Genomic DNA, 25,597 nt, shown 5'->3' with positions numbered 1-25,597 from the left:
GATGAGTTTTCGCTTTCACCTTCAATGGCCGGGACGAGTGGTCGCACCGTTCGTCATGCTTCTGACCGCGTGCGCAACGACTCCGATTCCCGTGCACGAAGACCCGGGTCCGCCGCCGAGCGATGCATCCTACCGAACTGTAAGAGTGGACGAGTCGGCGATGCTGCCTCTGCTCGGTTACCTGCAGTTGATACAACGTATGACGCCGCACGAACTCGCGCGCGAACGCTCCATGCTTACGGCATTACCGCCCACGCCGGCGATGCAGATACGCTTGGCTATTGTTCTTGGCCAGCCACGTGGCCCCGTGGATCTGACGCGGGCACTGAGTTTGCTGGACAGTGTGCTGAAATCGACCGACCCGGTCGCGACGAGCGTAAATCCACTGGCTCGGACGCTTTCCGTGCAGTACGGCGAGCGGCTCAGACTCGAACTGCAAAATGACAAGCTCGCTCAACAGCTCAAGGATAGTCAACGCCGCAGCGGCGAACTACAGGAGAAACTCGACGCGCTGGCCGACGTCGAGCGCTCGCTCACAGTGCGCCCGGCCGGCGAGCGAGCCCCCGGAGCCCTACGATGAATGTCGCAGAAAGCCATAACTCGACGCCACTCAATCCGCCCGTTTCCCAGCACGCCGCGCATATCCTGATCATCGACGACGATCAGGATCTTCTGCGTCTACTCACCATGCGCCTACATGCCTGGGGATTTCGCGTATCCACCGCGGCCTCCGCCGAGGAAGGGCTCGCTCGCATCGCGGTCGAGCCTCCTCAGCTCGTGGTCAGCGACATTCGCCTCCCGGGCAAGGACGGGCTCGCGCTGTTCGAAGAAATCCGCAGTACCCGCCCCACATTACCGGTAATCCTGCTCACCGCCCACGGAACGATCCCGGATGCTGTCGAGGCAATGTCACGTGGCGTATTCGGATACCTGACGAAACCCTTCGACCGCAAAGTCCTCCTGGAGAAAATCCAGCAGGCACTGCAGGTCGCATCTCCCGGTGGCGTGGGAGACAGCAAGGAAAGCGAAGCATGGCGCGAAGGTATCGTTTTCCGCAGCAGCCGCATGGCCGAGCTGATGGACGAAGCCCGGGTCGTCGCCGCGTCGGACGCGAGCGTGCTCATCCGCGGCGAAAGCGGCACCGGCAAGGAAGTGCTGGCGCGGGCGATCCACCGGGCCAGCCCGCGCTCCAAGGCGCCATTCGTCGCCATCAACTGCGGCGCGATTCCCGAGCAGTTGCTGGAGTCTGAACTCTTTGGCCACGTACGCGGTGCATTCACGGGCGCCGTCGGCGAACACGTGGGGTTATTTCAGGCGGCCGACGGAGGAACGCTGTTTCTCGACGAAATCGGCGACATGCCGGCGGCGCTGCAAGTGAAGCTTTTGCGCGTGTTGCAAGACCGTGCCGTACGCCCGGTTGGCGCCACACGCGCCGAACCCGTTGACGTGCGCGTTCTCTCCGCAACCCATCGCGACCTCGAAGTAGCGATGGCCGAGGGTCTTTTCCGCGAGGACCTCTACTACCGCCTCGACGTCGTCACACTGACCCTGCCGCGACTCGAAGAGCGGCGTGAGGATATCCCGCTGCTGGCCAACTATTTCGTCCAGCAGCTAGTCAAAAAATACAACAAACGCATCACTGGGATCGCGCCGGAAGCGCTCGAGCTGCTCGTCGGCGCCGCGTGGCCCGGTAACGTGCGTCAGCTCTACAACGTCGTCGAACAGTCTTGCGCGCTCGCGACCACCCCGCTCATCACCCTGCCCCTAGTCCAGCGCGCCTTGCGTATACCGACCATGGAGGCGCTTTCTTACGCCGAGGCCAAGCAACGTTTTGAGCGCAACTACTTAGTCCAGCTTCTCAAGTTGACCGACGGCAGCGTGGCGGACGCCGCCCGCATCGCAGAACGCAATCGAACGGAGTTCTATCGCCTGCTCCAAAAACACGAGTTGACGCCCGACATGTTTCGAGGACGGAACGGAAACGCGACGGAACCGGAGCGCTAGAGACCCGGTCCGCCCCGGACTGCCATCCGCATGACGTCGCGTTGCTAAACAGAGGGCGCGTTGCCGAGCAGCAGGCAAAGGCCTATAAAGAGAACAAACTGATCCCTCACGCCTGATTTGCAGAACGCCTTCATTTTTGGGGAGAACTTCATGTATTCCGCTTTATTTGCGCTCAAGACCGCCCTCATGGCCGTGGCCACCGTCATGCTTTTTGGCAATGCCACCGCAACACTCGCCGGCGAAGTATCGAACAAGGACGCCGCCAGCGGATTGAAGGAAGCCCTCGTCCGCGGTGCCGACGCAGCGATCGGTCAGCTTGGCAGGAAAGACGGCTTCCTCGGCGATGCGCGCGTTCGCATTCCGCTTCCCGAATCGGCGCGAGCGGCGGAGAAGATGATGCGCACCCTCGGCATGAAGAAGCAGGCTGACGAACTTATCGAAACGATGAACCGGGCGGCCGAAATGGCGGTCGTGGAAGCCAAGCCCATCCTGAGCAATGCGGTAAGAACCATGAGCTTCGACGATGCGCGCGGTATCCTCACTGGAGGAGACGACGCAGCGACGCAGTATTTCAAGCGCACGACATCGGACGCCATTGCCGGCAAGTTTCTGCCCATAGTGAAAAAAGCCACGGCAAAAGTCGGTCTCGCGGCTCAGTACAACGAATACGCGGGGCACGCGGCCAAATTCGGACTGATCGACAAGAATGACGCCGATCTCGACACCTATGTCACCCACAAGGCGATGGATGGGCTTTTCCTCATGATCGCAGAACAGGAAAAGGCCATCCGCAAAGACCCGATCGGAACCGGATCAAGTCTGCTGAAAAAAGTCTTCGGATCGATTGGTGGGTAGGACGACAGCCGGTTCCGTTCGAGAAGTGGCACCGTTTCCCGGATTGACAAGGGACGACCCGACGCGTAAATTCAAGCGTCTCTGTGTCTCTCTCGCGGAGAGACACGCGCCGATTTGAAGTTCAGCTTGCGGGCGCGTTACAAATCCGGCTAAAGCGGGCGCTTCGACACCTTCTCCGAAACCCGTTCGCCAAAACGCTGAACGGGTTTTTTGTTTTGGGGTTATCCATGCAGCCAGACCGTACGAACGAGCTTACCGCCCTCCTGCGCCAACGTATCCTTCTTCTCGACGGCGCGATGGGGACAATGATTCAACGCCATGCGCTGCAGGAATCCGATTACCGCGGAGAGCGTTTCGCCGCGCACGGGCAGGACGTCAAAGGCAACAACGACCTTTTGTTGCTGACCCGCCCCGACGTCATACGCGGCATCCACGCCGAATACCTGGATGCAGGCGCCGACATTATCGAAACGAACACCTTCAACGCGACGTCGATCTCGCAAGCCGACTACAAGCTTGAGGACATTGTCCACGAACTCAACGTCGCCGGAGCGCGCCTTGCGCGTGAAGTGTGCGATGAGTTCACCGCACGCACGCCGCAAAAGCCGCGCTTCGTCGCCGGCGTCCTCGGCCCGACGTCGCGCACAGCGTCGCTTTCTCCGGACGTCAACGATCCCGGCTTCCGCAACGTGAGCTTCGACCAACTCGTCGACGCCTATACCGAGGCAGTACGTGGCCTCACCGACGGCGGCGCCGACATCCTGCTCGTCGAAACGATCTTCGACACGCTCAATGCCAAAGCCGCGCTATTCGCCATTGACCAATACTTCGAGACGGTCGGCCGGCGCTGGCCGGTGATGATCTCGGGGACGATCACCGACGCTTCAGGACGCACGCTTTCTGGCCAAACACCCGAAGCTTTCTGGAACTCGCTCAGCCATATCCGGCCGCTGTCGTTCGGACTCAATTGCGCACTCGGAGCCAAGGACCTGCGGCAGCACGTCGAGGAGCTCTCGAATGTATGCGACTGCTTCGTTTCCGCGCACCCGAACGCTGGCCTGCCGAACGCCTTTGGGGGCTACGACGAAACGCCCGAACAACTCGCCGACGAGATCGCCGACTGGGCGCGAAACGGATTCGTGAATATCGTCGGCGGCTGCTGCGGGACGTCGCCCGCGCACATCGCGGCCATCGCGCGCGGGGTGGAAGAAATCACGCCGCGAGCGATCCCTGAACTCGAAAAGAAACTTCGCTTGTCCGGGCTGGAACCGTTCAACGTCGGTAAAGGATCCTTGTTCGTCAACGTCGGCGAGCGTACCAACGTGACGGGTTCAAAAGTCTTTGCCCGTATGATCCTCGAAGGGCGCTTCGACGACGCCCTCGCCGTCGCCCGACAACAGGTCGAAAACGGAGCGCAAGTCATCGACATCAACATGGACGATGCGATGCTCGACGGCAAAGCGGCGATGGAACGTTTCCTCAAGCTCATCGCCTCCGAGCCAGACATCTCGCGCGTGCCGGTGATGCTCGATTCGTCGAAGTGGGAAATCATCGAAGCCGGCCTCAAGTGCATCCAGGGCAAGGGAGTCGTTAATTCGATCTCGATGAAGGAAGGCGAAGAGGGCTTTCTACGCCACGCCCGCCTTGCCCGCCGCTACGGTGCGGCGGTGGTCGTGATGGCGTTCGACGAAGCCGGCCAGGCAGACACTTTCGCGCGCAAGACGCAGATCTGCCGTCGCGCGTACGACCTGTTGTTGGGGGTCGGTTTCCCGCCGGAAGACATCATCTTCGATCCGAACATCTTCGCCATCGCCACCGGCATCGAGGAACACAACAACTACGCCGTCGACTTCATCGAAGCCTGCCGCTGGATAAGGGAACATCTGCCGCATGCCCACACGTCGGGCGGCGTCTCCAACGTTTCTTTCTCCTTCCGCGGCAACGACCCGGTTCGCGAAGCGATCCACACGGTTTTCCTTTATCACGCGGTCGAGGCCGGCCTCTCGATGGGCATCGTCAACGCCGGCATGCTCGGGGTTTATGACGATCTCGAGCCCGCTTTGCGCGAGCGCGTCGAGGCCGTCGTGCTGAACACCTCGCCGGACGCCGGCGAGCGGCTCGTTGAGTTCGCGCAGACAGTCAAGGAAGGCAAGGCCAAGGAAAGCGGCCCGGACCTCTCCTGGCGCGAGCTGACGGTGGAGAAGCGGCTCGAACATGCGCTCGTCAAAGGCATCACCGAGTTCGTCGTCGCCGACACCGAAGAATGCCGCGCCGCGCTCGAAGCCGACGGCAAACCGCCGCTATCGGTGATCGAGGGGCCGCTGATGGCCGGCATGAACGCCGTTGGCGACCTGTTCGGTGCGGGCAAGATGTTCCTGCCGCAAGTCGTCAAATCGGCGCGGGTGATGAAGCTCGCCGTGGCGCACCTCATCCCCTATATCGAAGCCGAGAAGCTGCGTACCGGCGCGACCAGCAAGGGCAAGATCGTGGTCGCCACCGTGAAAGGCGATGTTCATGACATCGGCAAAAACATCGTTGGCGTCGTACTCGGATGCAACGGCTACGATGTCGTCGACCTCGGCGTCATGGTTCCCTGCGATAAGATCCTGCACGCGGCGCGCGAGCATGGTGCGCAGGCGATCGGCCTCTCCGGGCTGATCACGCCGTCGCTCGAAGAGATGAGTCACGTCGCGGCCGAGATGCAACGGCTCGGCTTTGCGGAAGGTGAAGCGATCCCGCTGCTCATCGGCGGCGCCACAACGAGCCGCGCACATACGGCGATCAAGATCGCGCCGAACTACACCGGTCCGGTTGTTTACGTCCCCGATGCTTCGCGCGCGGTGGGCGTCGTCACCAAGCTGCTGTCGACGGAACAAGCCACGCAGTTCAAGCAGGACATTGACGCCGACTATGCGCGGGTACGCGAACAGCACGCGCAGAAGAAGGGTGTCCCGCTCGTCTCGCTCTCAACTGCACGCAGTAACCGCTTCGCCTGGAACAGCGATCCTGCGTACCGGCCGACGGCTCCGCGCAAGCCGGGTCTGCACGTACGGCGCGGCATCGATCTCGCCGCCCTCAGGCCATACATCGACTGGTCACCGTTCTTCCAGACCTGGGATCTCGCCGGCAGTTTCCCCAAAATCCTAGACGATACGGTCGTCGGTGAAGCGGCGCGGGCAGTGTACGCGGACGCGCAGAAAATGTTGGACACCATTGTGCAGAGCCAGCAGGGCAAACCCTGGCTCACCGCGAATGCCGTCTTCGGGCTCTATCCGGCAAACGCCGTCGGCGACGACATCGAGATTTACGGCGACGAAACGCGGCGCGAGAAACGGATGGCGTGGCACACGCTGCGGCAGCAGCATGAGCGGCCGCAAGGCAAGCCGCACTACAGCCTGTCGGATTTCATTGCCGGCGAAGGAACGGCGGACTGGATTGGCGCCTTCGCCGTAACGGCAGGCATTGGTATCGAAGAGAAGCTCGCGGAGTTCGCGGCACGCCACGACGACTACAGCGCCATCATGCTGAAAGCGCTTGCCGACCGGCTCGCGGAAGCGTGCGCCGAATGGCTGCACGAACAGGTACGGCGAGACTATTGGGGGTACGCGCCGGAAGAAGTACTCGACGGAGGGGCGCTGATCCGAGAAGAGTATCGTGGCATCCGACCGGCTCCCGGTTACCCGGCCTGTCCTGATCACACAACCAAAGGTGGATTGTTCGCCCTGCTCGACGCTCCTGGCAAAGCAGACATGTCGCTGACTGAATCGTTCGCCATGAGCCCGGCGGCCGCCGTTGCCGGGTTCTATTTCGCGCATCCGCAGGCTCGCTACTTCGCGATCAGCAAGATCGGTGGCGACCAGTTGGACGACTGGGCCGAACGCAACGGCATTGACGTCAAGTCGGCCAAGCGTTGGCTGGCACCACTGTTGTAACTGGACGACGATCCATGAATCTGCCCGCCTGGGTCGAACGCCACGCTGACCTGTCGTCGCGCAATACGCTCGCCCTGCCCGGACGCGCGGCACTGTACGCTGACATCACCGATGCAGCCCAACTTGCCCTGCTACGGGAGCACCCCATGCTGGCGAGAACGCGGCGGTTCGTCCTTGGCGGCGGCAGCAATCTGGTGCTGGACGGCGATTTCGACGGCCTCGTCCTTCACGTGGCGAATCGCGGACGGCGCCTCGTAGCCGAAGATGCAGACGCTTGGTACGTGAACGCGGCCGGTGGTGAGAGTTGGCACCCGTTCGTGCTGTGGACGCTGGAAAATGGTTGGGGCGGACTCGAAAATCTTGTACTGATTCCCGGAACCGTGGGCGCATCCCCGGTACAAAACATTGGTGCCTACGGGTTGGAGCTTGCCGACCGCTTTCACTCGCTGACGGCCTTCGATATGGCAACCGGGGCGGCGGTCCGCTTCGAACGCAACGACTGCCGGTTCGCTTACCGAGACAGCATTTTCAAGCGGGATGGGCAACATCTGGAAGGACGCTATGTGATCACGGACGTGACATTCCGGCTTCCCAAGAACTGGCTCCCGATCACGCGCTATGGCGACGTGGCCGCGGAACTGGATGCGCACAAGACAAAAGCGCCTTCACCGCAACAGGTGGCTGAAGCGGTAATCGCTATCCGCCAACGTAAACTCCCGGATCCAGAATTGCTGCCAAACGCCGGCAGCTTCTTCCAGAACCCGATCGTCGACGCCGAGAGTGCTCGAAACTTGTTCGCCTTGCACCCTCGGATGCCGCACTATCCGCAAGCCGACGGACGAGTAAAGCTAGCGGCTGGCTGGCTGATTGAACAGGCTGGCTGGAAGGGTCGCAGCCTGGGGCCGGTAGGCATGTACGAGAAGCAAGCGCTCGTGCTCGTCAATCAGGGAGGCGCGACGGGTACCGACGTAAGGCGAGCGATGGAAGCGGTGCGCACCGAGGTGTCCACGCGGTTCGGCGTACAACTCGTCCCTGAACCTGTTTTCCTGTAATCCTGAGCAGCGGCCTAGCCGCTACTCGGCGTGAATGAAGCGCACTTGGCCGTACAACTCCGGGTGATTGATCGCGATCCAGTTGGCGGCTTCCGCTTCAGCCCGCTCCCAGGTCGCCGCCCGCAAGGGTACTGCGGTGATCTCATCGCCCCCGTCGCACACCCATTCCAGAATGTAGCTGCGAAAGCCGCCGCGCTCCTGAAAGCGAATCGTTCTTGCGCAACGGGGCGGTTCACGCTCGAGAGTTGCCTCATCGCCTACAAAACGGAGCCGAAACAACGGCCCCTTCCCACGATGCTGGACCAGACAATCGGTGTTCAGGACGATTTCCTGCACAACCTGCCAGTCGGCGCAGCCGGCGATAATGGCAGCGATGGGTGCGCCACGTTCATCGCGCACGATCTCGGCCACAACCTCATGCACCATCATCTCGCCTTCGACGAGATCGTGCCACGGTAATCCGTCGCGAGTCGGTGGCGGGAAAGGCAAGGGCCGTTTGCCTTGGCGGATTCGAGCAAAGAGCGCCGACTTGAGTACGTCTTCGAGTTCGACCAAGGGAAACGCCGAACGCGGTGACGCCGGAAAACTCCCAGCCCCCATGTACCCTACGTCCCAGAGTGTTTTCAGCCACTCCGCTGCATCGAGGGCGACCTGCGCAAGTTGAGGGTCAAACTCCCCTGTCGTTTCCCCGGGCGCGCGCGCGTCGCTCCCTCCCCCCTCACTTTGGGCGGCCATGAGCAGCGCTTCGTTCATGCGCGCTCTCAGGCACTCATCAAACAAACGACGGACCCATTCGGCAGTATCGGGAGCAAGGCTGTCAATACGATCGGCCATCGCCATCAGGTCCTCCGCTTCCAGCGGTTCTTCCATTTGCAACGATATTTCGTCGTCCATTATTTTTCTCATTGATTCGAAACAAGGCGCGCCAGATCTTCCTGCCTCCGGCATTACTCAGTTTGTGGCCTGGAGGAAATACGGGAGTTCGACTCCGGTTACCGCTGTACCCCGCCGCATTCCGGCGGCGGACTCCCACTGCAGAGTTTACCGTTTCTCGGCAAGAACAGCGGACCAATCGTCGGCAGACGAGGATCGCAGATAGCGGCTATTGGAAGGATTTTTTTCGCATTAGCGACCAGTGAAATCCGCTAGAATCGGCCTCCGTGTAAGCTACTCGGGATTTCGGAGTCTTCCGTTGATCGGCAAGACGATTTTGATAACAGGCGCAGCCAAGCGGGTCGGAAGTTCGATTGCTCGCGAATTGCATACCGCTGGTGCGAACCTCGTTCTGCATTACCGTAACGCGGGTGCAGCCGCTGGGGCCTTGGCGGCTGAACTGAACGCGGTACGGCCGGAAACTGCGTTTTGTGAATACGCTGACCTCCTCGATATCGAAGCACTGCCCGGGTTGATAGAAGCGGTCATTGGCCGATTCGGGCAACTCGATGCGCTAGTGAACAATGCGTCCAGTTTCTTCCCCACCCCCCTCGGTTCGATTGATATCAAGGCTTGGGATGATCTCATCGGCAGCAACTTGAAAGCCCCTCTATTCCTCGTACAGGCGGCGGCGCCTCATCTCCGGAGAATGCAGGGGGCGGTAGTTAACATTACCGATATTCACGCCGAACGGCCGCTGGCTGGCTATCCATTGTATTGCGCAGCCAAAGCGGGCTTATTGGGGCTGACGCGAGCGCTCGCTGTTGAACTTGCACCCGAGGTAAGGGTGAACGCTGTGGCGCCAGGTCCAATCCTCTGGCCCGAGGACGACACGTTCGGTAACGAAGCCCGATCGCAGATCGTGGCTCACACGTTGCTTCAGCGTTCCGGTGAGCCGCGGGATATCGCCCGCTGCGTGCGCTTCCTCCTCGATGATGCTCCGTACGTCACCGGACAAGTAATAAACGTCGACGGAGGACGTACTGCACATCTTTAGCCGGCAGTCCGTGCTAAAACGGTTTGTGGAAGCTAACCAACTGCACATAGGGCACCGGCTGGTACGAGCACTGTCAAATATTCCCGGCATGCCAAGGCATCGGCACTCGCCATTGACTACACTTTTAGCATCCCATGAGTCGGTAACAATCTGGTGGAAAACTCGAAAAACGTTCAACGCCTTAAGCGGCGGATAGAAAGCGATGTCGGCAAGGCGATCGCCGACTACAACTTGATCGAACACGGCGACACCGTGCTGGTCTGCATTTCGGGCGGCAAGGATTCTCATGTTCTGTTGTCGACCCTTATGACTCTCCAGCAGCGGGCACCTGTCGATTTTCGACTGATCGCCATGAATCTGGATCAGAAACAACCCGGCTTCCCGGCCGATGTGCTGCCCAAGTATCTATCCGGTCTGGGGGTCGAATACCGCATCGTGGAGCAGAACACCTACTCCGTGGTCAAGGAAAAGATCCCGGAAGGGAAAACGACATGCTCGCTTTGCTCACGGTTGCGGCGAGGCGTTATCTATCGGACGGCCAAGGAACTCGGCGCGAACAAGATCGCGCTCGGACATCATCGCGACGACATCGTCCATACGTTATTCCTAAATCTGCTGTTCGGCGGAAAACTGAAAGCGATGCCGCCCAAGCTCGTCACCGACGATGGCGCCCATGTTGTCATCCGCCCGCTCGCGTATTGCAGCGAAGCGGATATCGGCCGTCTGGCGCGGGCGATGGATTACCCGATCATTCCATGCAATCTCTGCGGTTCCCAGAGCAATCTACAGCGGCAGAAGATCCGGGAAATGATGGCCGATTGGGACCGCCGTTTTCCTGGACGCACGGAGTCTGTTTTTTCCGCATTGCAGAATATAGTGCCCTCGCATCTCGCCGACGGCAGCTTTTTCGATTTTCACAGCCTCCGGGCCGGAGCACCTCTGTCTGAGATGGATGGCGGTGATACGGCCTTCGATAGCCCAACCCTTGACTTCAACCCGTTCTTGACCAAGGAAACAACAGTGCATATTGTTCACGAGCCGACATAACGAATATTTTTATTTGTCTGCATTTTTATAAAACAAAAATGTCTTGAGCATTAACAAGGGGGCCGAGAGATGAGCGTAGAGGCTGTGGAAGCGGTTTTCACCGGAACTGACACCATCGTTTCCGCTGCGGGGTTGCCAATGGAAGACAGCGAACGAATCCTATCCGTATTGTTTGCCGGCGTATCCGGCAGTGCACGCTTGCATGAGAAATTGGGGGGGGCCGAAGCCCTGCGCGCGGTAGACCGATGCCTGAAACGCGTTGAGCGCGCCGTCGAGGCCGCCGGCGGCCGCGTCGTCAAGACGGGAGCAGACGAAATGATGGCGGTTTTCGAAAGCGCCGAAGACGCCTGCCAAGCGGCCATCGAAATGCAAGAACGAGTGATGGATCTCCCATCTGTTTCTGGAATCAAGCTGGCCATCCGAGTTGGCTTCGCTAACGGAGCGGCACATGGAGACGATGATGACTTGGGGGGCGAGACCGTTGACGAGGCCGCCCGCCTAGCCGGTCTGGCGAAGCCGGGTCAGGTACTGACGAGTATCGTGACGCACGGCTTGTTGCCGGCTTCCGCCCGAAGGTCTGCGCGAGAGGTTCGTGTTGGCGAAGGACAGAACCCGCCGACAGTCGCGTTCGAAATTGCGATCCATGAAGCCGGAACCGCAGCCAAACTTGCGGGAGGCGCGGTTGCCGGAACTGAGGCAAAAGCGGCGCACCTTACGCTTCGCTATGAGGACGCTGTCATTGTCGTTGACGAGCAGAACCAATTGCTGAATCTGGGTCGTGACGCCAAAGGCAATACTATCTTGGTCCGCGACCGACGGGCTTCCCGTCACCATGCGCGAATCGAGTGGCGCGGCGATCGCGTGGTGCTTGTCGACTGCAGTACAAACGGTACGTATGTCACGCTCACGGGCAAACCGGAACTTTTTCTGCGTCGCGGCGAATGCATCCTTCGCGGAAAAGGCTTGATCTGCTTCGCTGCGTCGGCGTCGAGTCCGGATGCCGACTTCGCCGAGTTCGACGCTGACTGAAGCGCGCCTAATTTGTGCGCACCGGGGAGAATCCAAAGGCACGGATCACAGGGCGCCGCAATCTTCGGCTCCAAGTAAAAAAGGCGGCGCAAAAAGCGCCGCCTTTTCCTTCCCCGATTGTGCCTAGGGCTTATCTGCCTTGAGGCATTCGCTCATAAACTTCTTCCGCTCGTCTCCCTTGAGCGCCTTGCTTCCAGCCTCGGCATTGCACGCTTTCATCTTGCCTTGCTGTGTCGTCGGCGCTGCCGCCTGCTGAGCGGGCGCAGATTTGGCCCCAAGACACTCGCTCATGAATTTCTTGCGCTCATCGCCTTTCAGGTCCTTGGCGCGAGCGTCGGCGTTGCATGTCTTCATCTTTTCCTGTTGCGCCTGCTGCGCCGGAGAAGGTGCCTTTTTCTCCTTTTCGGTTGCCGCATAGGCACCGGATATCGAAAAGACAAGCGCAATGACTACGAGCATCGACTTCATCGGCAACTCCTTTCTGTGAGCGGGAAAAATGTCGAATGATTATAACCGATGCTTAAATATTGTCATCTAGGACGGCTTGTTGTTGCCGGTTAACGAATTCGCTCATGCTGTCGATGCCGCGCAGGTGCAGGATGCAGTTACGCACGGCGGCTTCCAGCAAAACAGCCAAGTTGCGACCCGGAGCAACGTGAAAAACGACTTTCCGGATCGGAATCCCGAGGATTTCTTGCGACTGGGACTCGAGCGGCAGACGCGGAAGGTTGTCGTTCGGCGTTTGCTTCTGCAGATGAACGATGAGCTTGAGTTTCATCTTCCGACGCGCGGCGGTTTCGCCGAAGATCGTCCGGATGTTGAGCAACCCTAGTCCACGGACTTCAAGATAATCGCGCAGCATTCCGGGACAGCGGCCTTCGATGGTTGTGGGCGCGATCCGCGCCAGTTCGACGACATCGTCGGCAACCAGCCCATGACCGCGCGACACGAGTTCGAGCGCCAATTCGCTTTTGCCGATTCCGGAATCGCCGGTGATCAGCACGCCCATCCCAAACACGTCCATGAAAACGCCATGCACCGACACGGTATCGGCAAACCGGCGTGCCAGGTAAAGGTGCAGCAGGTCGATAACCGCTGAGCAGGCCTTGGGCGAAGTGAACAAGGGCGTGTCTGCTGCCTCGCAGGCTTCAAGCGTTCCGGTCGGAACTTCAAGGCCATCGGCGATGATCAGCGCCGGCGCCTTTGCGGCGAGCAGGTCGCCAATCAGCTGGTGCCAGCGATCCAGACCGAACTGATCGGCCCACTTCTGCTCGGGCTTGCCGATGACCTGAACGCGATGGCTGTAGATGAGGTTCATGTGCCCCACGACGTCGGGGCCATAAGTCTCCATGTCCTTGAGTTCGACATGGCGTTCGACGCCGACCGCGCCGACCCAGGTCAGCTTGAGCTTCTCGAGATTGTCTTCGTAGAGCTGCGTAACGCTAAGGGATCGGGAGGAAATCATGCGCGAACTCTCAAGTGGCAAGCAATTTTCGGATCGTATCAGGACTATCAGCGGTTGAAAGCGCTTCCCGGCACGTCCTGTCGGAAAAACGTTCGGCAAGCTCAGAAAGAATTTGCAGGTGCTGTTCAGTGGCCTGTTCGGGAACGAGGAGGACGAAAAGCAGCGATACCGGCTGGCCGTCTGGAGAATCGAATGGAACCGGCGTCGTCAAGCGCAGAAACGCGCCACGCGCTTCCTTGAGGCCCTTGATCCGTCCGTGGGGAATCGCGATGCCGCGACCGAGGCCGGTCGAACCCAGCTTTTCTCGGGCAAACAGGCTGTCGAACACGGCGCTCCGTGCGATGCCTTGGTTATTCTCGAACAGCAGGCCGACCTTCTCGAAAACACGCTTCTTGCTGCTGGCGTCGACGTCGAGGACGATATTTTCCGGAGCGAGTAACTGGCTGATTTGATTCATGCTGAAACGCCGAGACCGGCTAAGACGCGGGAGGGAACGAGAAGATAACAGCGGATGGGAGAAAATCAAGTGACGGGGCGGCAAATCGCCGCCCCGAAGATTCAAAACATTATTCGACAGTTATTTGACTGGCCTTCTGGCCGCGGTGATGGTCCTGCAGTTTCTGCTTATGCTTCTGGATCTGACGATCAAGTTTGTCGGCAAGAAGATCGATCGACGCATAGAGATCTTCATCAATTGCCTCGACATAGATGTCCTTTCCTGAGAGGTGAACGGTCACTTCCGCCTTCTGCTTCAGCTTGTCCACCGAAAGGATCACATTCACATCGATGACGTTATCGAAGTGGCGTGTAACGCGCTCGAGTTTGTCCAGCACGTAATCGTGAATCGCTGGCGTAATCTCGAGATGGTGTCCACTGATCTGCAGGTTCATGGTGTGGCTCCTTTTCAAGGTGATAGTCGCATGAGCGACTGTCGGACAACCCCCTCCCGCTCCGTGGAGATGGGTTGGGGGTGAAGGTGACAAGCATTGCTTTCATCGCTTGGCTTTGGCTTTTTGTGCAATGCCTCTTCTCAGATCGTCTTGCGCAGCTTCACAGGGGGAATGCCGAGCGCTTCTCGGTATTTGGCAATCGTCCGCCGGGCAACGACGATGCCTTGCTGACCGAGAAGATCGGAAATCTGACTATCCGATAGCGGCTTCTTGGCGTCCTCCGCACCGACAAGTTGTTTGATCAACGCGCGGATCGCAGTCGCCGAACAGGCCCCCCCTGTCTCCGTTGCCACGTGACTTCCGAAGAAGTACTTCAGTTCAAAAATCCCGCGCGGCGTAGCCATGTATTTTTGCGTTGTAACCCGGGATACCGTCGATTCGTGCAAGCCAAGAATGTCGGCGATTTCGCGCAACACTAGCGGTCGCATCGCGACCTCGCCGTGATCGAAGAACTGGCGCTGCCGTTCGACAATAGACTGCGCCACTCTGAGGATCGTGTCAAAGCGCTGCTGTACGTTCTTGATTAACCAGCGCGCCTCCTGCAGTTGTCCGCTCAAACCCGACCCGCGTTGTTGCGAAAGGATCTGCGCGTACAGGCTATTGATCCGCAAGCGCGGAAATGCGTCGGCATTAATGCTCGCCGTCCATTGACCACGAATCTTGCGCACGACAACGTCGGGGGTGATGTAGCGAGCATCGAGAGCCGCGTATTGAGCACCAGGGCGCGGGTTCAAGCTGCGGATTAGGAATTGCGCTTCGCGCAGTTCGTCATCGTCGCAATTGGTCAGTTTCTTCAGCTTCGCAAAATCCCGACTTGCCAGAAGATCGAGATGATTACGAACAATCTTCAGCGCAAGAACTTGCGTCGGGTCGACCGGCAAGGCTTCAAGTTGCAGCGCCAGGCATTCTTGCGCATTCCGCGCTCCAACTCCTGTTGGGTCGAAGTGCTGCAAACGCTTGAGCGCAATCTGCAGTTCCTCCGGTTCGATTTCCTGCTCCGGGGGCAAGGTTTCCGCCAGTTCCTCAAGCGAAAGCGTAAGGTATCCGTCATCGTCGAGGGCCCCGATCAGGCACTGGACGAGCGTACGATCGCGCTCGGAAATTTTCATCAGGCCGAGTTGCCAAGAAAGATGTTCGTGCAAAGACGTCGTCGCCGCTTGCACATCCTGGTAATCGCTATCGTCATCGTCGAAAGATCCCGACGAGCTGGCGTAGTTGCTTTCCTCTCCGAGCCAACTCTCCTCACTTGCCTCAGCCGATGAGGTCGCCGTGTCCGCTTCGGCACCTTCGGTGGCCGCAACTTCTGCAGGCTCCGTCTCACTCGGCTTGGGCGGGGCGTATTCCTCTTCCTCGCGTTCGAGCAGGGGATTCTCCTGCAGGTACTTCTCCAACTCCTGCTCAAGCTCGAGCGTCGACAACTGCAGCAGTCGAATCGACTGCTGCAGTTGCGGAGTCAGCGCGAGGTGCTGCGAGAGCTTGAGCTGAAGGGATGGCTTCATTTACGGAACCAGATCGGCCGCCGAGGTGGGGGAAGGGGCTACTCGTTTGGTTCTGAGTTGTTCAAACGGGCCGGTCAGAGGCGGAAGTTCTCGCCCAAATAGACCTTCCGGACGTTTTCATTATAAATGATTTCATCCGGGCGACCAGCCGCGAGGACCGCCCCCTCATTGAGGATGTACGCGTGGTCGCAAATACCCAATGTCTCACGGACATTGTGGTCGGTAATCAGAACACCGATCTTGCGTTCCTTGAGAAAGCGGATGATTTTCTGGATATCGAGCACGGCGATCGGGTCGACCCCGGCAAACGGTTCGTCGAGCAGGATGAACTTCGGCTCGGTGGACAGGGCACGCGCAATTTCAACGCGACGCCGCTCGCCGCCAGAGAGCGAGGCCGCAGGACTATGACGGATATGACCGATGTGCAATTCGTCGAGCAAACGTTCGGAGCGCTCCTCGATTTCGCTTTTCGCAATGTGCTGCAGTTCCAGAACCGCCTTGATGTTCTCGATAACGGTCAGTTTGCGGAAGACAGACGCCTCCTGAGGAAGATACGAAACACCCAATCTGGCGCGCTGATGAATCGGCATGTGGGTCATTTTCCGGTCGTCGATGTACACCTCACCGCCGTCGCACGCCACAAGGCCCACCACCATGTAGAAACAGGTCGTTTTGCCCGCACCATTAGGACCAAGCAACCCGACCACTTCCCCGCTGCGTACCTCAAGCGACACGCCGTTCACGACGGTGCGGCCTTTATAGGCCTTTCTCAGATCATGCGTGGAAAGGGTAGCGACAGTGCTTTCCGCACCCAGGTCGATCTCAACTTCGGACATTGTTCAATCGTCTTCAAAAGCGCCGCGCAATACGCGACGGACTGTTTCACCGGAAAACCCGCGACCGGCCAGGAATCTCGCTTGGCGCGCCCGCTCGGCCGCATCTTCCGGAGCTTTTCCTGCAAACTTGCGCCGCCAGACTTCCCGTGCACGATCGAGTTCATCCTCGGTTGCCGCCAGCGCCGCACTTACCAGATCATCTGCCACCCCTTGCGTACGCAGTTCATGCGCTAGGCGGGCATTACCAAAGCGCGCTGCCCGGGCACCCAAGCGCATTTCAACGTAACGCTCGTCCGACAGCAGGCGACGCGCCTTCAGATCATCGAGTAGCGCATCTAGTGCCTCAGCCGACTCGGCGTACGGCTTGAGTTTGCGCATTAACTCGGCCCGCGTATGTTCCCGCCGAGCGAGCAGGCGTAACGCACGCTCGCGCAACGTCTGCTCCATCGTTGCCTGCTTGCCGCTTACTCTGCCGTATCCTTGATCGCCTGCGGCGACGGCACGTGAACCGCTTCCCGGATCTTCGCTTCGATTTCTTCGGCGATCTGGGGATTGGCTTTCAGGAACTCGCGCGCGTTATCTTTGCCCTGGCCGATTTTCTCACCGTTGTAGGCATACCAGGAGCCCGATTTTTCAACGAGTTTGTGCAGTACACCGAGTTCGATGATTTCGCCCTCGCGCGACGTCCCCTCCCCATACAGAATATCGAAAATGGCCTCGCGGAAAGGTGGAGACACCTTGTTCTTGACGACTTTGACGCGGGTTTCGCTGCCGACAACCTCATCGCCCTTCTTGATGCCACCGATACGCCGGATGTCGAGGCGAACCGACGCGTAGAATTTAAGAGCATTACCCCCGGTCGTGGTCTCAGGGCTACCGAACATGACGCCGATCTTCATCCGGATCTGGTTGATGAAGATAACCAAGGTATTGGTACGGTTGATGTTCGCCGTCAGCTTCCGCAACGCCTGACTCATTAGACGCGCCTGCAAGCCGGGCAGCGAATCACCCATCTCGCCTTCGATTTCCGCCTTCGGAACCAACGCCGCCACCGAGTCGACAACGACGACGTCCACGCTGGCTGATCGCACAAGCATGTCCGCAATTTCCAACGCCTGCTCGCCGGTATCAGGCTGAGAGATCAGGAGTTCGTCGAGGTTAACGCCAAGCTTTTGCGCGTATGTTGGATCCAGCGCATGTTCGGCGTCGATGAATGCCGCTGTGCCACCCAGTTTCTGCATCTGGGCAATGACCTGCAATGTCAGTGTCGTTTTGCCGGACGATTCGGGGCCGTAGATTTCGACAACCCGTCCGCGCGGCAGACCACCGATTCCCAACGCGATATCGAGCCCAAGCGACCCGGTCGAAACCACCTGAATATCGCCGGCGACGCTGCCGTCGCCCATCTTCATGATCGAGCCTTTGCCGAATTGTTTCTCGATCTGGGCAAGCGCTGCCGCGAGTGCTTTTGCCTTGTTGTCGTCCATTGCCTGTCCTTTGCTCAAAGTGATCGAAATTATCTCATGTTCGTGCGCGTCGCCTTGTTTCACCGCCAATGCAACTTCCTGTCATTATATACAGTATCAGGAAAAACCGAAGAGGGTGACTTATGCGGACAGATACGCCGCCCGCCGAAGTATCCCGGACAGCGCATGGGCAACTGACTGAGCACGAATAGCGCGGCGATCGCCTGAGAAATGGTGGCTTTCGGTCTCCACCACCCCATCCGGGCCAGCCCAGCCGAAGCACACCAAGCCGACGGGTTTCGCAGGCGAACCGCCGCTCGGACCCGCGATGCCGGTCACCGAAAGCGCCCAGTCGGCGCGACTATTCCGTAGAGCGCCGACAGCCATAGCTGCCGCCGTGGCCGTACTCACCGCTCCGTGCGCCACAAGGACTTCCGGTGCTACACCGAGCATTTCCTGCTTGGCATCATTCGAGTATGTAACGAAACCGCGATCGAACCAGTCCGAGCCGCCAGCGATAGCCGTGGCACACTGCGCGATCCATCCTCCGGTGCACGACTCGGCCGTCGAGAGCCGCTGTCCATTCGCGAGCAATAGCTGCCCCACACGCGCGGCAAGCTCTTCAAGCTCGGCCTGCTCGTAGTTCCTCATGACAATAGAAAGCGCGCCAGCGCCAGGACAAGGAGCGTGTAAGCCGCCGCGACGAGATCGTCCATCATGACGCCGAAGCCGTTCTTGACGTTGCGGTCGAAGTAGCGCGCCGGTTGGGGCTTCGTGATGTCGAAAACGCGGAAAAGTGCGAATGCCGCGACCTGCCAGGCCCAGCCGACAGGACAGAAAAACAAGACGAGCCAGAATGGGACGATTTCATCCCAGACGATACTCCCGTGGTCGACAACGCCCATGTCCCTGCCGGTGCGGTGAACTGCCAGAACTCCGCCGACAAAGCAGACGGCAAGAAACGCGAGCAGTTGCAAATCGTTGAGCGACGCACGAAACAGCGGGAAAGTTACCCACGCGAACAGCGTCCCGGCCGTTCCCGGCGCGACAGGAGACAAACCGCTGCCGAAGCCGCAGGCCACAAGGTGCGCGGGATGCGCGAGGAGAAAACGTGGGGCGGGCGCTTTACTCACCGTCTTGCCCAAAATGGTCAAACCCTCGGCGATTCATCGGAACAACAGCTCCGTTCTCATCAAGCAGCCGAACTTCGCCGCCGCCCAGCCGAGCCTTGATGACGCGGCCAATGCGCCAAAGCGGCAACTCAAGACGGACACCGAGCGCAAGAAGTCCGTCTCGGCTCGCGGGCGGCGCCGTGAAGACGAGTTCGTAGTCGTCGCCGCCGGCAAGCTGGCACTCACGAGCCAAGCCCGCGTCCACATCAAGAGGTAAGGGAGGCAAATCCTTCAATGAGACCTCCGCGTCCAGGCACGAGCGTTCGGCAATATGTCCGAGATCGGCAAGAAGCCCGTCCGAGACATCGATCGCCGCACGGGCGAGGCCTTCTTCACGAAGCGCGCGGCCCAGTTCGACGCGAGGAAATGGTTGCTGCAGCGCAGCAATACAAACGTCGCGCAAGGAAGGGGGTAACGAGACGCGTCCCTGCAAATGAGCCAAGCCGAGAGCCGCCATCCCGGGATGGCCCGACACCCAGATATCGTCCCCGGCAACCGCACGGTCACGCCGCAACGCCGACCCGGTGGGTACTTCGCCAAGAGCCGTAATGCAGAAATTCAACGGTCCGCGGGTGGTATCGCCACCGACCAGATCGACACCATAACGCTCCGTGCATTCGAACAGCCCGCCGGCGAAGGCGGCAATCCAAGCCTCATCAGCGTGCGGCAGACTGCCCGCGAGCAGCAGCCAGCGCGGCTTCGCTCCCATGGCCGCGAGGTCCGAGATATTGACTGCCGCCGTCTTCCAGCCGAGCTGGCGAGGATTCGTGTCGGGGAAGAAGTGAGTTCCCGACACCAGCATATCAGTCGTCACTACGAGTTCAGTGCCGGGAGACGGAGCCAACAGGGCGCAATCGTCGCCGGGGCCGAGCACGGCATTAGGGGTAGCTCGCGCAAAATAACGCGCGATCAAATCAAATTCCGACACGGACATAGGCAGTCTTCTCTTTTCCCCTGCCGGCAAGAGGCGATCCCCGTGAGTTTCGTGCAAACTGACTCGGCGGGGCCGAGTACAAGCGCTAGTCGCGCTCAGGCTTTCGCACGAGCAGCGCGCTTGGCTTCGACTTCCACCGGCCGCAACTTGCCCGCGAGCTTGTCCAGCACGCCATTCACATATTTGTGGCCATCCGTGCCGCCGTAGCCTTTGGCCAACTCAATCGCCTCGTTGATGATCACGCGGTAAGGCGTCTGCGGATAATTCGCCAACTCATAGGCTCCAGCCAATAATACGCAGGCTTCGACTGGAGAGAGTTCGGCGAACGGCCGATCGAGATGAGCCTGGAGTTGTTCCTGCAACGACTCCTGGTGGGCAAGAACGCCGCGCAACAAGCCCATGAAAAACTGCCGATCGGCCTTTTCGAACCCGGCAGCGTCGGTCAAATGCGCCTCAATCGCCGCTTCGTCATTGCCACCGATCCGCCATTGATAAAGGCCCTGCAACGCAAGTTCTCGGGCACGCCGCCGTGGCGACTTAGGCGCCGCTGCTTTTGTTTCGCTCCCCGCGGCAGATTTCTCGACCGTTTTATCGTGAGTACTCATACGGGCCGATCTCCCATCGCACGTAGAAGGTTGGCCATTTCGACAGCGGCGCGCGCGCAGTCGGAACCCTTTTGCTGCATACGTACCAACGCCTGATCGTCGTCTTCGCAAGTCAGGATGCCGTTTGCGACCGGGATGCCGGTGTCGAGCTGAACTTCCATCACGGCCCGACACGAATCGTTCGAGACGACCTCGAAATGGTAGGTATCGCCGCGAATGACGGCCCCGAGAGCCACCAGCGCATCGTAACGATCGCTTTGCGCCATCGTTTGCAGAACGAGCGGAATCTCCAGTGCCCCAGGCACCGTGGCGATTTCGATGTCCGCCGGCGCCACGCCGAGCCGCTTGAGTTCCGCGACACATGCGGCGAGGAGTCCTTCGCAGACATCCTGGTTGAAGCGGCTCATGACGAGCCCAACACGCAGCCCCTCTCCGGCAAGGACCGATTCATACTCGTAGATGTTGTCGTAGCGCGCCATGGCAGGCCCTTTGTTCAGTTCTGATGATTATGACGGCCTAGGCTGCTAGTCGAGCCCGTCCGGAGTAGCAATGTAACTGGTCACTTCGAGATCAAAGCCCGTCATGCTGGGCATCCGGCGCGGGCTGGCCATGAGCCGCATCTTGCGCACACCGAGGTCGCGCAAAATCTGAGCGCCTATGCCGTAAATGCGCGGGTCCCATTTCGCTGCAGGGCGCTTGATTGAGTTCGGCATCTCGAGGGTCGCCAAGATATCCTGCCCGGATTCCTGTCGGCGTAGAAGAACGACCACCCCGGCCTCCGCTTGCGCCAGCGTACGCAGCGCCTGATCCAGCGAGAATGTATGGTGGCCGCTCTCGGTATCCAGGAAGTCGAGCACCGACAAGGGCTCGTGCACCCGAACCAGCGCTTCCTTGTCAGGGCGTATCTCGCCCTTGCTGAGCGCGAGATGGACATCGTTCGACGTCCGGTCGGTATACGCGTGCAGAGTAAATTCACCGTGCGCCAGGTGAACGGGTTTGGAAAGAGTCCGTTCGACCAAGGTTTCGTTACGACTGCGGAAATGGATCAGATCGGCGATCGTCCCGATCTTCAGCTTGTGCTCGCGCGCGAACTCGATGAGATCGGGTAGCCGTGCCATCGTCCCGTCGCTCTTCAGTATTTCGCAAATGACCGAGGCCGGCTCTAATCCTGCCATATGCGCGAGATCGCAACCGGCTTCTGTGTGACCGGCACGTACCAGCACGCCGCCCGGTTTAGCCATGATCGGAAAGATGTGGCCGGGCTGAACAATGTCGTCCGGCTTGGCGTTGCGCGCGACCGCCGCCTGCACCGTGCGGGCCCTGTCTTGAGCCGAAATACCGGTCGTGACGCCAGAGGCGGCCTCGATCGACACGGTGAACGCGGTGCTGTACGGGCTCTTGTTGTCGCGAGCCATTTGCGTGAGACCGATCTGCTTGCAACGCGTCTCGGTCAGCGTCAAGCAGACGAGGCCGCGAGCGTGCGTGACCATGAAGTTGATCGCTTCGGGAGTAATGTATTCGGCAGCGAGAACGAGGTCGCCTTCGTTCTCACGGTCCTCCTCGTCGACGAGAATGACCATGCGCCCGGCGCGCATTTCGGCAATGATTTCTTCGATCGGAGCGATGGCCGACGATGTAGACTGTGGTGCCATTCAATTCACCTCGGAAGCATCGGAGCCGATCATGCGCTCGACATAGCGCGCGATCAGATCGATTTCAAGATTGACGCGCGCACCCGCCTGTAGCTTGCCAAGCGTGGTCGCGTCCAGGGTATGCGGGATCAGGTTGATGGTGAAATCGGCATCGTTGACGGTGTTCGTCGTCAGGCTCACGCCGTTGACCGTAATCGATCCCTTGCGCGCGATGTACTTCGCGAGTTCGTGCGGGGCCCGAATTTCGAGCAAGCGATTGTCGCCTACCGGGTCGAACCGTACGACTTCACCGACGCCGTCGACGTGGCCGGAAACGAGATGGCCGCCCAGGCGATCGGACAGGCGCAGCGCCTTCTCGAGATTGATTGGCCCCGGCGCGTCGAGGCCGACGGTACACGAAAGCGTTTCAGGAGAAACGTCTACGTCAAACTGGGTGGCGCGCTTATCGACGACAGTGAGACAGACACCGTTACATGCAATGGAATCGCCCACGGCAACGTCGGCGAGGCCGAGTGCCCCGGCTTCGACCGAAAGACGAACGGTCGGCGTACCGTCGTTTCTAGGGGTAAGTTGAGTGATGCGGCCGACAGCGGCAATGATTCCGGAGAACATGGTGGCAACGTTCGGAAGACGCAAGGGAAGACGACGATTCTACCACGTTGGGTGAACCGCCATCCGATGGCGCCCGCGTACCGGGAAGCAAGCCCTCCTCAGGCGGCCTTTTCAGCCGTTGCGACACCAGCCAACCGGTTGATCCCACTCATGAGCGCCTTGATCGATGCAGTCACAATGTTCGCATCCAAACCGACGCCGTAGCACTCGCGCTCGCTGCCATTCTGAGTGACTTCCATAAAGGCGCAGGCCTTCGCATCGCCACCCTTACCCATCGACCGCTCCTCGTAGCTTCGCACTTGGAGCTTGATCCCCGAACGGCCTAAGGCGTGCACCGCGGCGTCGATGGGACCGTTCCCTTCCCCGGTCAGGACCTGTCTCCGACCATCCATCTCGACAGTGAGGCGTATTCCCTGTTTGCTCCCCTCCTCAAACAAATGGTGCTCGACGTATTGGATCGGTGTCACCGTATCGAGATAGGTCGCGGAGAACAGCTTCCAGATTTCCTCGGCTTCCATCTCGCCACCGTGCGCATCGGTGTAGCGCTGGACTTCGCCCGAGAATTCGACCTGCAGGCGGCGCGGCATGACGACGCCGTACTCGGCTTCGAGGAGATACGCAACGCCCCCCTTCCCCGACTGGCTGTTGATGCGGATCACCGAGTCGTAGCTGCGGCCCAAATCGGCCGGATCGATCGGCAGATAGGGAAGCGTCCACAAGGCCTGTGCGTCCTGCGCCGAGAAGCCTTTCTTGATCGCGTCCTGGTGCGAGCCCGAAAACGCCGTGAATACGAGGTCGCCGACGTATGGATGGCGTGGGTGGATCGGCAACTGCGTGCAATGCTCGAAGGTGCGCGCCACGGCGTTGATGTCTGAAAAATCGAGGTTCGGCGAGACGCCCTGCGTGTAGAGATTCAAAGCCAACGTAACGAGGTCGACGTTTCCCGTCCGCTCGCCATTGCCGAAGAGGCATCCTTCAACACGATCGGCACCCGCCATCAGACCAAGTTCAGCCGCGGCAACCGCCGTTCCACGGTCGTTGTGCGGATGCAGGCTGATGATGATGCTATCGCGGCGCGCCAAGTGGCGATGCATCCATTCGATCTGGTCAGCGTAGACATTCGGCGTCGCCATTTCCACGGTGGTCGGCAGATTGAGAATGATCTTGTTGTCGGGCGTCGCTCCCCAGACGTCAGTCACCGCGTTGCAGACCTCGAGGGCGAAATCGAGTTCGGTGGCGGTAAATGTCTCCGGGCTGTATTCGAGAACCCACTCGGTTTCGGGGTTTTCGTCGGCCAGCTGCCTAACGAGCTTGACCGCACGCACGGCCATCTCGACGACCTCGGCTTTGCTCATGCCGAATACGATTTCGCGGAACGGCTTCGACGTCGCGTTGTAGATATGGACGATCGCGCGGCGCGCGCCCTTGAGTGCCTCGAATGTACGCCGGATGAGCGCTTCGCGGGCCGGCGCCAGGACCTCGATCGTCACGTCGGACGGGATATGTCCGCCTTCGATCAGCTTACGAACGAAATCGAAGTCGGTTTGCGACGCCGAAGGAAAAGCGACTTCAATCTCTTTGAAACCGACGTTGCACAACGTCTTGAACATGCGCATCTTGCGCTCAGCGTTCATCGGCTCGAAAAGTGCCTGATTGCCGTCGCGGAGGTCGGTGCTCATCCAGATCGGTGCGGCAGTCAATGAACGACCGGGCCACTGACGGTCATCGAGTTTGACGGGAGGGAAAGCGGCGTACTTTACAGACGGGTTCTTCAACATCACACAGGCTCCTTGGCGGCTATCTTCTATGGTTTGAATGATAGCGAACCAGAAGCCGCAGGTGCTTGCGTATTGTGATGAAAAAACGGCAAACGAAAGCACTTCCTTGCTATTGAAAGCGTTTTGGTGAAATAATATCGCCCTGACACTTGCTACCAGGCAATATCATGGAGATTGACCGTTTCGATCGGCAGATCCTGCAAGTGCTCCAGCAGGATGGCCGTATTAGCAATCAGGACCTGGCCGACCGCATCGGCCTGTCGCCATCGCCGTGCTTACGACGAGTGCGCGCTCTCGAAGACGCAGGAATCATCACAGGCTATCGCGCGACCCTGAACGGCAAGGCGCTCGGCTACACCTTGATGGCACTCATCTATATCGCGATGGACAAACACACGCCGGAACGATTCGAACATTTCGAGAATGAGATAGGCCAGATTCCCGAGGTTCTCGAATGCTTGCTGATCACCGGCCAAGACGCGGATTACCAGATCAAGGTCGTCGTCAAGGACATGGACGCGTTCCAGGAACTCCTCCTAAACAAGGTGACGCGCATCCAGGGCGTCACAGGAGTTCATTCGAGCTTCGTGCTGCGGCGGGTCGTAGACAAAACTGCACTGCCGGTATAACCGTTAGCCGCACATGCATGGCGGGTGGGAATTATTTTGGGCAGGTAACGGTTCTCCTATCCGTTTGAAGTCGCCGCATGGGGCGCCGGGGTTTCCGACGGATGGCGGCCTCGCCGCCAGAGTTAGCGGCTTATCATTTTTAAGTAGACA

General features: G+C 59.5%; 26 protein-coding genes and 1 riboswitch. Of the genes, 9 read left to right on the top strand and 17 right to left on the bottom strand.

Annotated elements, in window-relative coordinates:
* Position 1: 1 nt before the first annotated feature.
* The 5 genes from NZ453_RS15900 to murB all read left to right on the top strand — a co-directional run bounded on the left by NZ453_RS15900 (position 2) and on the right by murB (position 7,843).
* On the top strand, positions 2 to 580 hold the full coding sequence (locus NZ453_RS15900) for a permease (protein WP_263771705.1): 579 nt from the start codon (positions 2 to 4) through the stop codon (positions 578 to 580).
* Positions 577 to 2,004: a sigma 54-interacting transcriptional regulator gene (locus NZ453_RS15895; protein ID WP_263771704.1), complete on the top strand. Its 1,428-nt coding sequence runs from the start codon at positions 577 to 579 to the stop codon at positions 2,002 to 2,004. Before NZ453_RS15900 ends, NZ453_RS15895 begins: the two co-directional genes overlap by 4 nt.
* Before the next feature lie 150 nt (positions 2,005 to 2,154).
* Positions 2,155 to 2,859 carry a DUF4197 domain-containing protein gene (locus NZ453_RS15890; RefSeq protein ID WP_263771703.1) on the top strand — a complete coding sequence of 235 codons (705 nt, stop codon included), beginning with the start codon at positions 2,155 to 2,157 and terminating at the stop codon, positions 2,857 to 2,859.
* A 96-nt stretch (positions 2,860 to 2,955) separates the two neighbouring features.
* A riboswitch (SAM riboswitch) is annotated at positions 2,956 to 3,033 on the top strand.
* Between the two features lie 53 nt (positions 3,034 to 3,086).
* Positions 3,087 to 6,791 carry a methionine synthase gene (gene metH / locus NZ453_RS15885; protein ID WP_263771702.1) on the top strand — a complete coding sequence of 1,235 codons (3,705 nt, stop codon included), beginning with the start codon at positions 3,087 to 3,089 and terminating at the stop codon, positions 6,789 to 6,791.
* A gap of 14 nt (positions 6,792 to 6,805) precedes the next feature.
* The gene (gene murB, locus NZ453_RS15880; protein ID WP_263771701.1) at positions 6,806 to 7,843 is read left to right on the top strand and encodes a UDP-N-acetylmuramate dehydrogenase; all 1,038 of its coding nucleotides are present in this window, start codon (positions 6,806 to 6,808) and stop codon (positions 7,841 to 7,843) included.
* Positions 7,844 to 7,864: 21 nt separating this feature from the next.
* Here murB and NZ453_RS15875 read toward each other — a convergent pair whose 3' ends face one another.
* A complete protein-coding gene (locus tag NZ453_RS15875) occupies positions 7,865 to 8,737 on the bottom strand; it encodes a hypothetical protein (protein ID WP_263771700.1) in 873 nt (290 codons plus the stop codon).
* A gap of 298 nt (positions 8,738 to 9,035) precedes the next feature.
* Between NZ453_RS15875 and NZ453_RS15870 the strand changes: the two genes are divergently transcribed.
* From NZ453_RS15870 to NZ453_RS15860, 3 genes are all read left to right on the top strand, one after another.
* The gene (locus tag NZ453_RS15870; RefSeq protein WP_263771699.1) at positions 9,036 to 9,773 is read left to right on the top strand and encodes a pteridine reductase; all 738 of its coding nucleotides are present in this window, start codon (positions 9,036 to 9,038) and stop codon (positions 9,771 to 9,773) included.
* 153 nt (positions 9,774 to 9,926) lie between these two features.
* A complete protein-coding gene (gene ttcA, locus NZ453_RS15865; RefSeq protein WP_263771697.1) occupies positions 9,927 to 10,820 on the top strand; it encodes a tRNA 2-thiocytidine(32) synthetase TtcA in 894 nt (297 codons plus the stop codon).
* 69 nt (positions 10,821 to 10,889) lie between these two features.
* Positions 10,890 to 11,849, top strand: a complete 960-nt coding sequence (locus NZ453_RS15860; protein WP_263771695.1) for an adenylate/guanylate cyclase domain-containing protein — start codon at positions 10,890 to 10,892, stop codon at positions 11,847 to 11,849.
* A gap of 123 nt (positions 11,850 to 11,972) precedes the next feature.
* Here NZ453_RS15860 and NZ453_RS15855 read toward each other — a convergent pair whose 3' ends face one another.
* From NZ453_RS15855 to leuA, 16 genes are all read right to left on the bottom strand, one after another.
* A complete protein-coding gene (locus tag NZ453_RS15855) occupies positions 11,973 to 12,317 on the bottom strand; it encodes a PsiF family protein (protein WP_263771693.1) in 345 nt (114 codons plus the stop codon).
* A gap of 52 nt (positions 12,318 to 12,369) precedes the next feature.
* On the bottom strand, positions 12,370 to 13,314 hold the full coding sequence (gene hprK / locus NZ453_RS15850) for an HPr(Ser) kinase/phosphatase (RefSeq protein WP_263771692.1): 945 nt from the start codon (positions 13,312 to 13,314) through the stop codon (positions 12,370 to 12,372).
* A 10-nt stretch (positions 13,315 to 13,324) separates the two neighbouring features.
* Positions 13,325 to 13,771: a PTS IIA-like nitrogen regulatory protein PtsN gene (gene ptsN, locus NZ453_RS15845; protein ID WP_263771691.1), complete on the bottom strand. Its 447-nt coding sequence runs from the start codon at positions 13,769 to 13,771 to the stop codon at positions 13,325 to 13,327.
* Between the two features lie 109 nt (positions 13,772 to 13,880).
* A complete protein-coding gene (hpf, locus tag NZ453_RS15840) occupies positions 13,881 to 14,204 on the bottom strand; it encodes a ribosome hibernation-promoting factor, HPF/YfiA family (protein ID WP_263771690.1) in 324 nt (107 codons plus the stop codon).
* 140 nt (positions 14,205 to 14,344) lie between these two features.
* Entirely contained in the window at positions 14,345 to 15,763 is a 1,419-nt protein-coding gene (locus NZ453_RS15835; RefSeq protein WP_263771689.1) for an RNA polymerase factor sigma-54, read from the bottom strand.
* Between the two features lie 74 nt (positions 15,764 to 15,837).
* Complete coding sequence (lptB, locus tag NZ453_RS15830; protein WP_263771688.1) at positions 15,838 to 16,599, bottom strand: LPS export ABC transporter ATP-binding protein; 762 nt, start codon at positions 16,597 to 16,599, stop codon at positions 15,838 to 15,840.
* A 3-nt stretch (positions 16,600 to 16,602) separates the two neighbouring features.
* Complete coding sequence (recX, locus tag NZ453_RS15825; RefSeq protein WP_263771687.1) at positions 16,603 to 17,046, bottom strand: recombination regulator RecX; 444 nt, start codon at positions 17,044 to 17,046, stop codon at positions 16,603 to 16,605.
* 17 nt (positions 17,047 to 17,063) lie between these two features.
* Positions 17,064 to 18,086, bottom strand: a complete 1,023-nt coding sequence (recA, locus tag NZ453_RS15820; RefSeq protein ID WP_263771685.1) for a recombinase RecA — start codon at positions 18,084 to 18,086, stop codon at positions 17,064 to 17,066.
* Positions 18,087 to 18,206: 120 nt separating this feature from the next.
* A complete protein-coding gene (locus tag NZ453_RS15815; RefSeq protein WP_263771684.1) occupies positions 18,207 to 18,716 on the bottom strand; it encodes a CinA family protein in 510 nt (169 codons plus the stop codon).
* Positions 18,713 to 19,198 (bottom strand): phosphatidylglycerophosphatase A family protein, encoded by a 486-nt coding sequence (locus tag NZ453_RS15810; RefSeq protein ID WP_263771683.1) that lies wholly within the window; start codon positions 19,196 to 19,198, stop codon positions 18,713 to 18,715. Before NZ453_RS15810 ends, NZ453_RS15815 begins: the two co-directional genes overlap by 4 nt.
* Entirely contained in the window at positions 19,191 to 20,171 is a 981-nt protein-coding gene (gene thiL / locus NZ453_RS15805) for a thiamine-phosphate kinase (RefSeq protein WP_263771682.1), read from the bottom strand. Before thiL ends, NZ453_RS15810 begins: the two co-directional genes overlap by 8 nt.
* Before the next feature lie 95 nt (positions 20,172 to 20,266).
* Positions 20,267 to 20,776 carry a transcription antitermination factor NusB gene (nusB, locus tag NZ453_RS15800; protein WP_263771680.1) on the bottom strand — a complete coding sequence of 170 codons (510 nt, stop codon included), beginning with the start codon at positions 20,774 to 20,776 and terminating at the stop codon, positions 20,267 to 20,269.
* The gene (ribH, locus tag NZ453_RS15795; RefSeq protein ID WP_263771679.1) at positions 20,773 to 21,255 is read right to left on the bottom strand and encodes a 6,7-dimethyl-8-ribityllumazine synthase; all 483 of its coding nucleotides are present in this window, start codon (positions 21,253 to 21,255) and stop codon (positions 20,773 to 20,775) included. The genes nusB and ribH overlap by 4 nt, the downstream gene beginning before the upstream one ends.
* Positions 21,256 to 21,300: 45 nt before the next feature.
* Entirely contained in the window at positions 21,301 to 22,428 is a 1,128-nt protein-coding gene (ribBA, locus tag NZ453_RS15790) for a bifunctional 3,4-dihydroxy-2-butanone-4-phosphate synthase/GTP cyclohydrolase II (protein WP_263771677.1), read from the bottom strand.
* Positions 22,429 to 23,040, bottom strand: a complete 612-nt coding sequence (locus tag NZ453_RS15785) for a riboflavin synthase (RefSeq protein WP_263771676.1) — start codon at positions 23,038 to 23,040, stop codon at positions 22,429 to 22,431.
* 98 nt (positions 23,041 to 23,138) lie between these two features.
* Positions 23,139 to 24,818 carry a 2-isopropylmalate synthase gene (gene leuA, locus NZ453_RS15780; RefSeq protein ID WP_263771675.1) on the bottom strand — a complete coding sequence of 560 codons (1,680 nt, stop codon included), beginning with the start codon at positions 24,816 to 24,818 and terminating at the stop codon, positions 23,139 to 23,141.
* A gap of 167 nt (positions 24,819 to 24,985) precedes the next feature.
* Between leuA and NZ453_RS15775 the strand changes: the two genes are divergently transcribed.
* Positions 24,986 to 25,447 (top strand): Lrp/AsnC family transcriptional regulator, encoded by a 462-nt coding sequence (locus NZ453_RS15775; RefSeq protein ID WP_263771674.1) that lies wholly within the window; start codon positions 24,986 to 24,988, stop codon positions 25,445 to 25,447.
* Positions 25,448 to 25,597: the final 150 nt, after the last annotated feature.

The organism is Propionivibrio soli (assembly GCF_025770765.1).
GTDB lineage: Bacteria > Pseudomonadota > Gammaproteobacteria > Burkholderiales > Rhodocyclaceae > Propionivibrio > Propionivibrio soli.
Note: the sequence above shows the minus strand (reverse complement) of the source record. Positions and strands in the feature narration are given on the sequence as shown.

What these genes read in the sequence shown, in the direction of transcription:
- NZ453_RS15900 (WP_263771705.1), top strand. Translation starts at nt 2, where the DNA reads ATGAGTTTTCGCTTTCACCTTCAATGGCCGGGACGAGTGGTCGCACCG.
- NZ453_RS15895 (WP_263771704.1), top strand. Translation starts at nt 577, where the DNA reads ATGAATGTCGCAGAAAGCCATAACTCGACGCCACTCAATCCGCCCGTT.
- NZ453_RS15890 (WP_263771703.1), top strand. Translation starts at nt 2,155, where the DNA reads ATGTATTCCGCTTTATTTGCGCTCAAGACCGCCCTCATGGCCGTGGCC.
- metH (WP_263771702.1), top strand. Translation starts at nt 3,087, where the DNA reads ATGCAGCCAGACCGTACGAACGAGCTTACCGCCCTCCTGCGCCAACGT.
- murB (WP_263771701.1), top strand. Translation starts at nt 6,806, where the DNA reads ATGAATCTGCCCGCCTGGGTCGAACGCCACGCTGACCTGTCGTCGCGC.
- NZ453_RS15875 (WP_263771700.1), bottom strand. Translation starts at nt 8,737, where the DNA reads ATGGACGACGAAATATCGTTGCAAATGGAAGAACCGCTGGAAGCGGAG.
- NZ453_RS15860 (WP_263771695.1), top strand. Translation starts at nt 10,890, where the DNA reads ATGAGCGTAGAGGCTGTGGAAGCGGTTTTCACCGGAACTGACACCATC.
- NZ453_RS15855 (WP_263771693.1), bottom strand. Translation starts at nt 12,317, where the DNA reads ATGAAGTCGATGCTCGTAGTCATTGCGCTTGTCTTTTCGATATCCGGT.
- hprK (WP_263771692.1), bottom strand. Translation starts at nt 13,314, where the DNA reads ATGATTTCCTCCCGATCCCTTAGCGTTACGCAGCTCTACGAAGACAAT.
- ptsN (WP_263771691.1), bottom strand. Translation starts at nt 13,771, where the DNA reads ATGAATCAAATCAGCCAGTTACTCGCTCCGGAAAATATCGTCCTCGAC.
- hpf (WP_263771690.1), bottom strand. Translation starts at nt 14,204, where the DNA reads ATGAACCTGCAGATCAGTGGACACCATCTCGAGATTACGCCAGCGATT.
- NZ453_RS15835 (WP_263771689.1), bottom strand. Translation starts at nt 15,763, where the DNA reads ATGAAGCCATCCCTTCAGCTCAAGCTCTCGCAGCACCTCGCGCTGACT.
- lptB (WP_263771688.1), bottom strand. Translation starts at nt 16,599, where the DNA reads ATGTCCGAAGTTGAGATCGACCTGGGTGCGGAAAGCACTGTCGCTACC.
- recX (WP_263771687.1), bottom strand. Translation starts at nt 17,046, where the DNA reads ATGGAGCAGACGTTGCGCGAGCGTGCGTTACGCCTGCTCGCTCGGCGG.
- recA (WP_263771685.1), bottom strand. Translation starts at nt 18,086, where the DNA reads ATGGACGACAACAAGGCAAAAGCACTCGCGGCAGCGCTTGCCCAGATC.
- NZ453_RS15815 (WP_263771684.1), bottom strand. Translation starts at nt 18,716, where the DNA reads ATGAGGAACTACGAGCAGGCCGAGCTTGAAGAGCTTGCCGCGCGTGTG.
- thiL (WP_263771682.1), bottom strand. Translation starts at nt 20,171, where the DNA reads ATGTCCGTGTCGGAATTTGATTTGATCGCGCGTTATTTTGCGCGAGCT.
- nusB (WP_263771680.1), bottom strand. Translation starts at nt 20,776, where the DNA reads ATGAGTACTCACGATAAAACGGTCGAGAAATCTGCCGCGGGGAGCGAA.
- ribH (WP_263771679.1), bottom strand. Translation starts at nt 21,255, where the DNA reads ATGGCGCGCTACGACAACATCTACGAGTATGAATCGGTCCTTGCCGGA.
- ribBA (WP_263771677.1), bottom strand. Translation starts at nt 22,428, where the DNA reads ATGGCACCACAGTCTACATCGTCGGCCATCGCTCCGATCGAAGAAATC.
- NZ453_RS15785 (WP_263771676.1), bottom strand. Translation starts at nt 23,040, where the DNA reads ATGTTCTCCGGAATCATTGCCGCTGTCGGCCGCATCACTCAACTTACC.
- leuA (WP_263771675.1), bottom strand. Translation starts at nt 24,818, where the DNA reads ATGTTGAAGAACCCGTCTGTAAAGTACGCCGCTTTCCCTCCCGTCAAA.
- NZ453_RS15775 (WP_263771674.1), top strand. Translation starts at nt 24,986, where the DNA reads ATGGAGATTGACCGTTTCGATCGGCAGATCCTGCAAGTGCTCCAGCAG.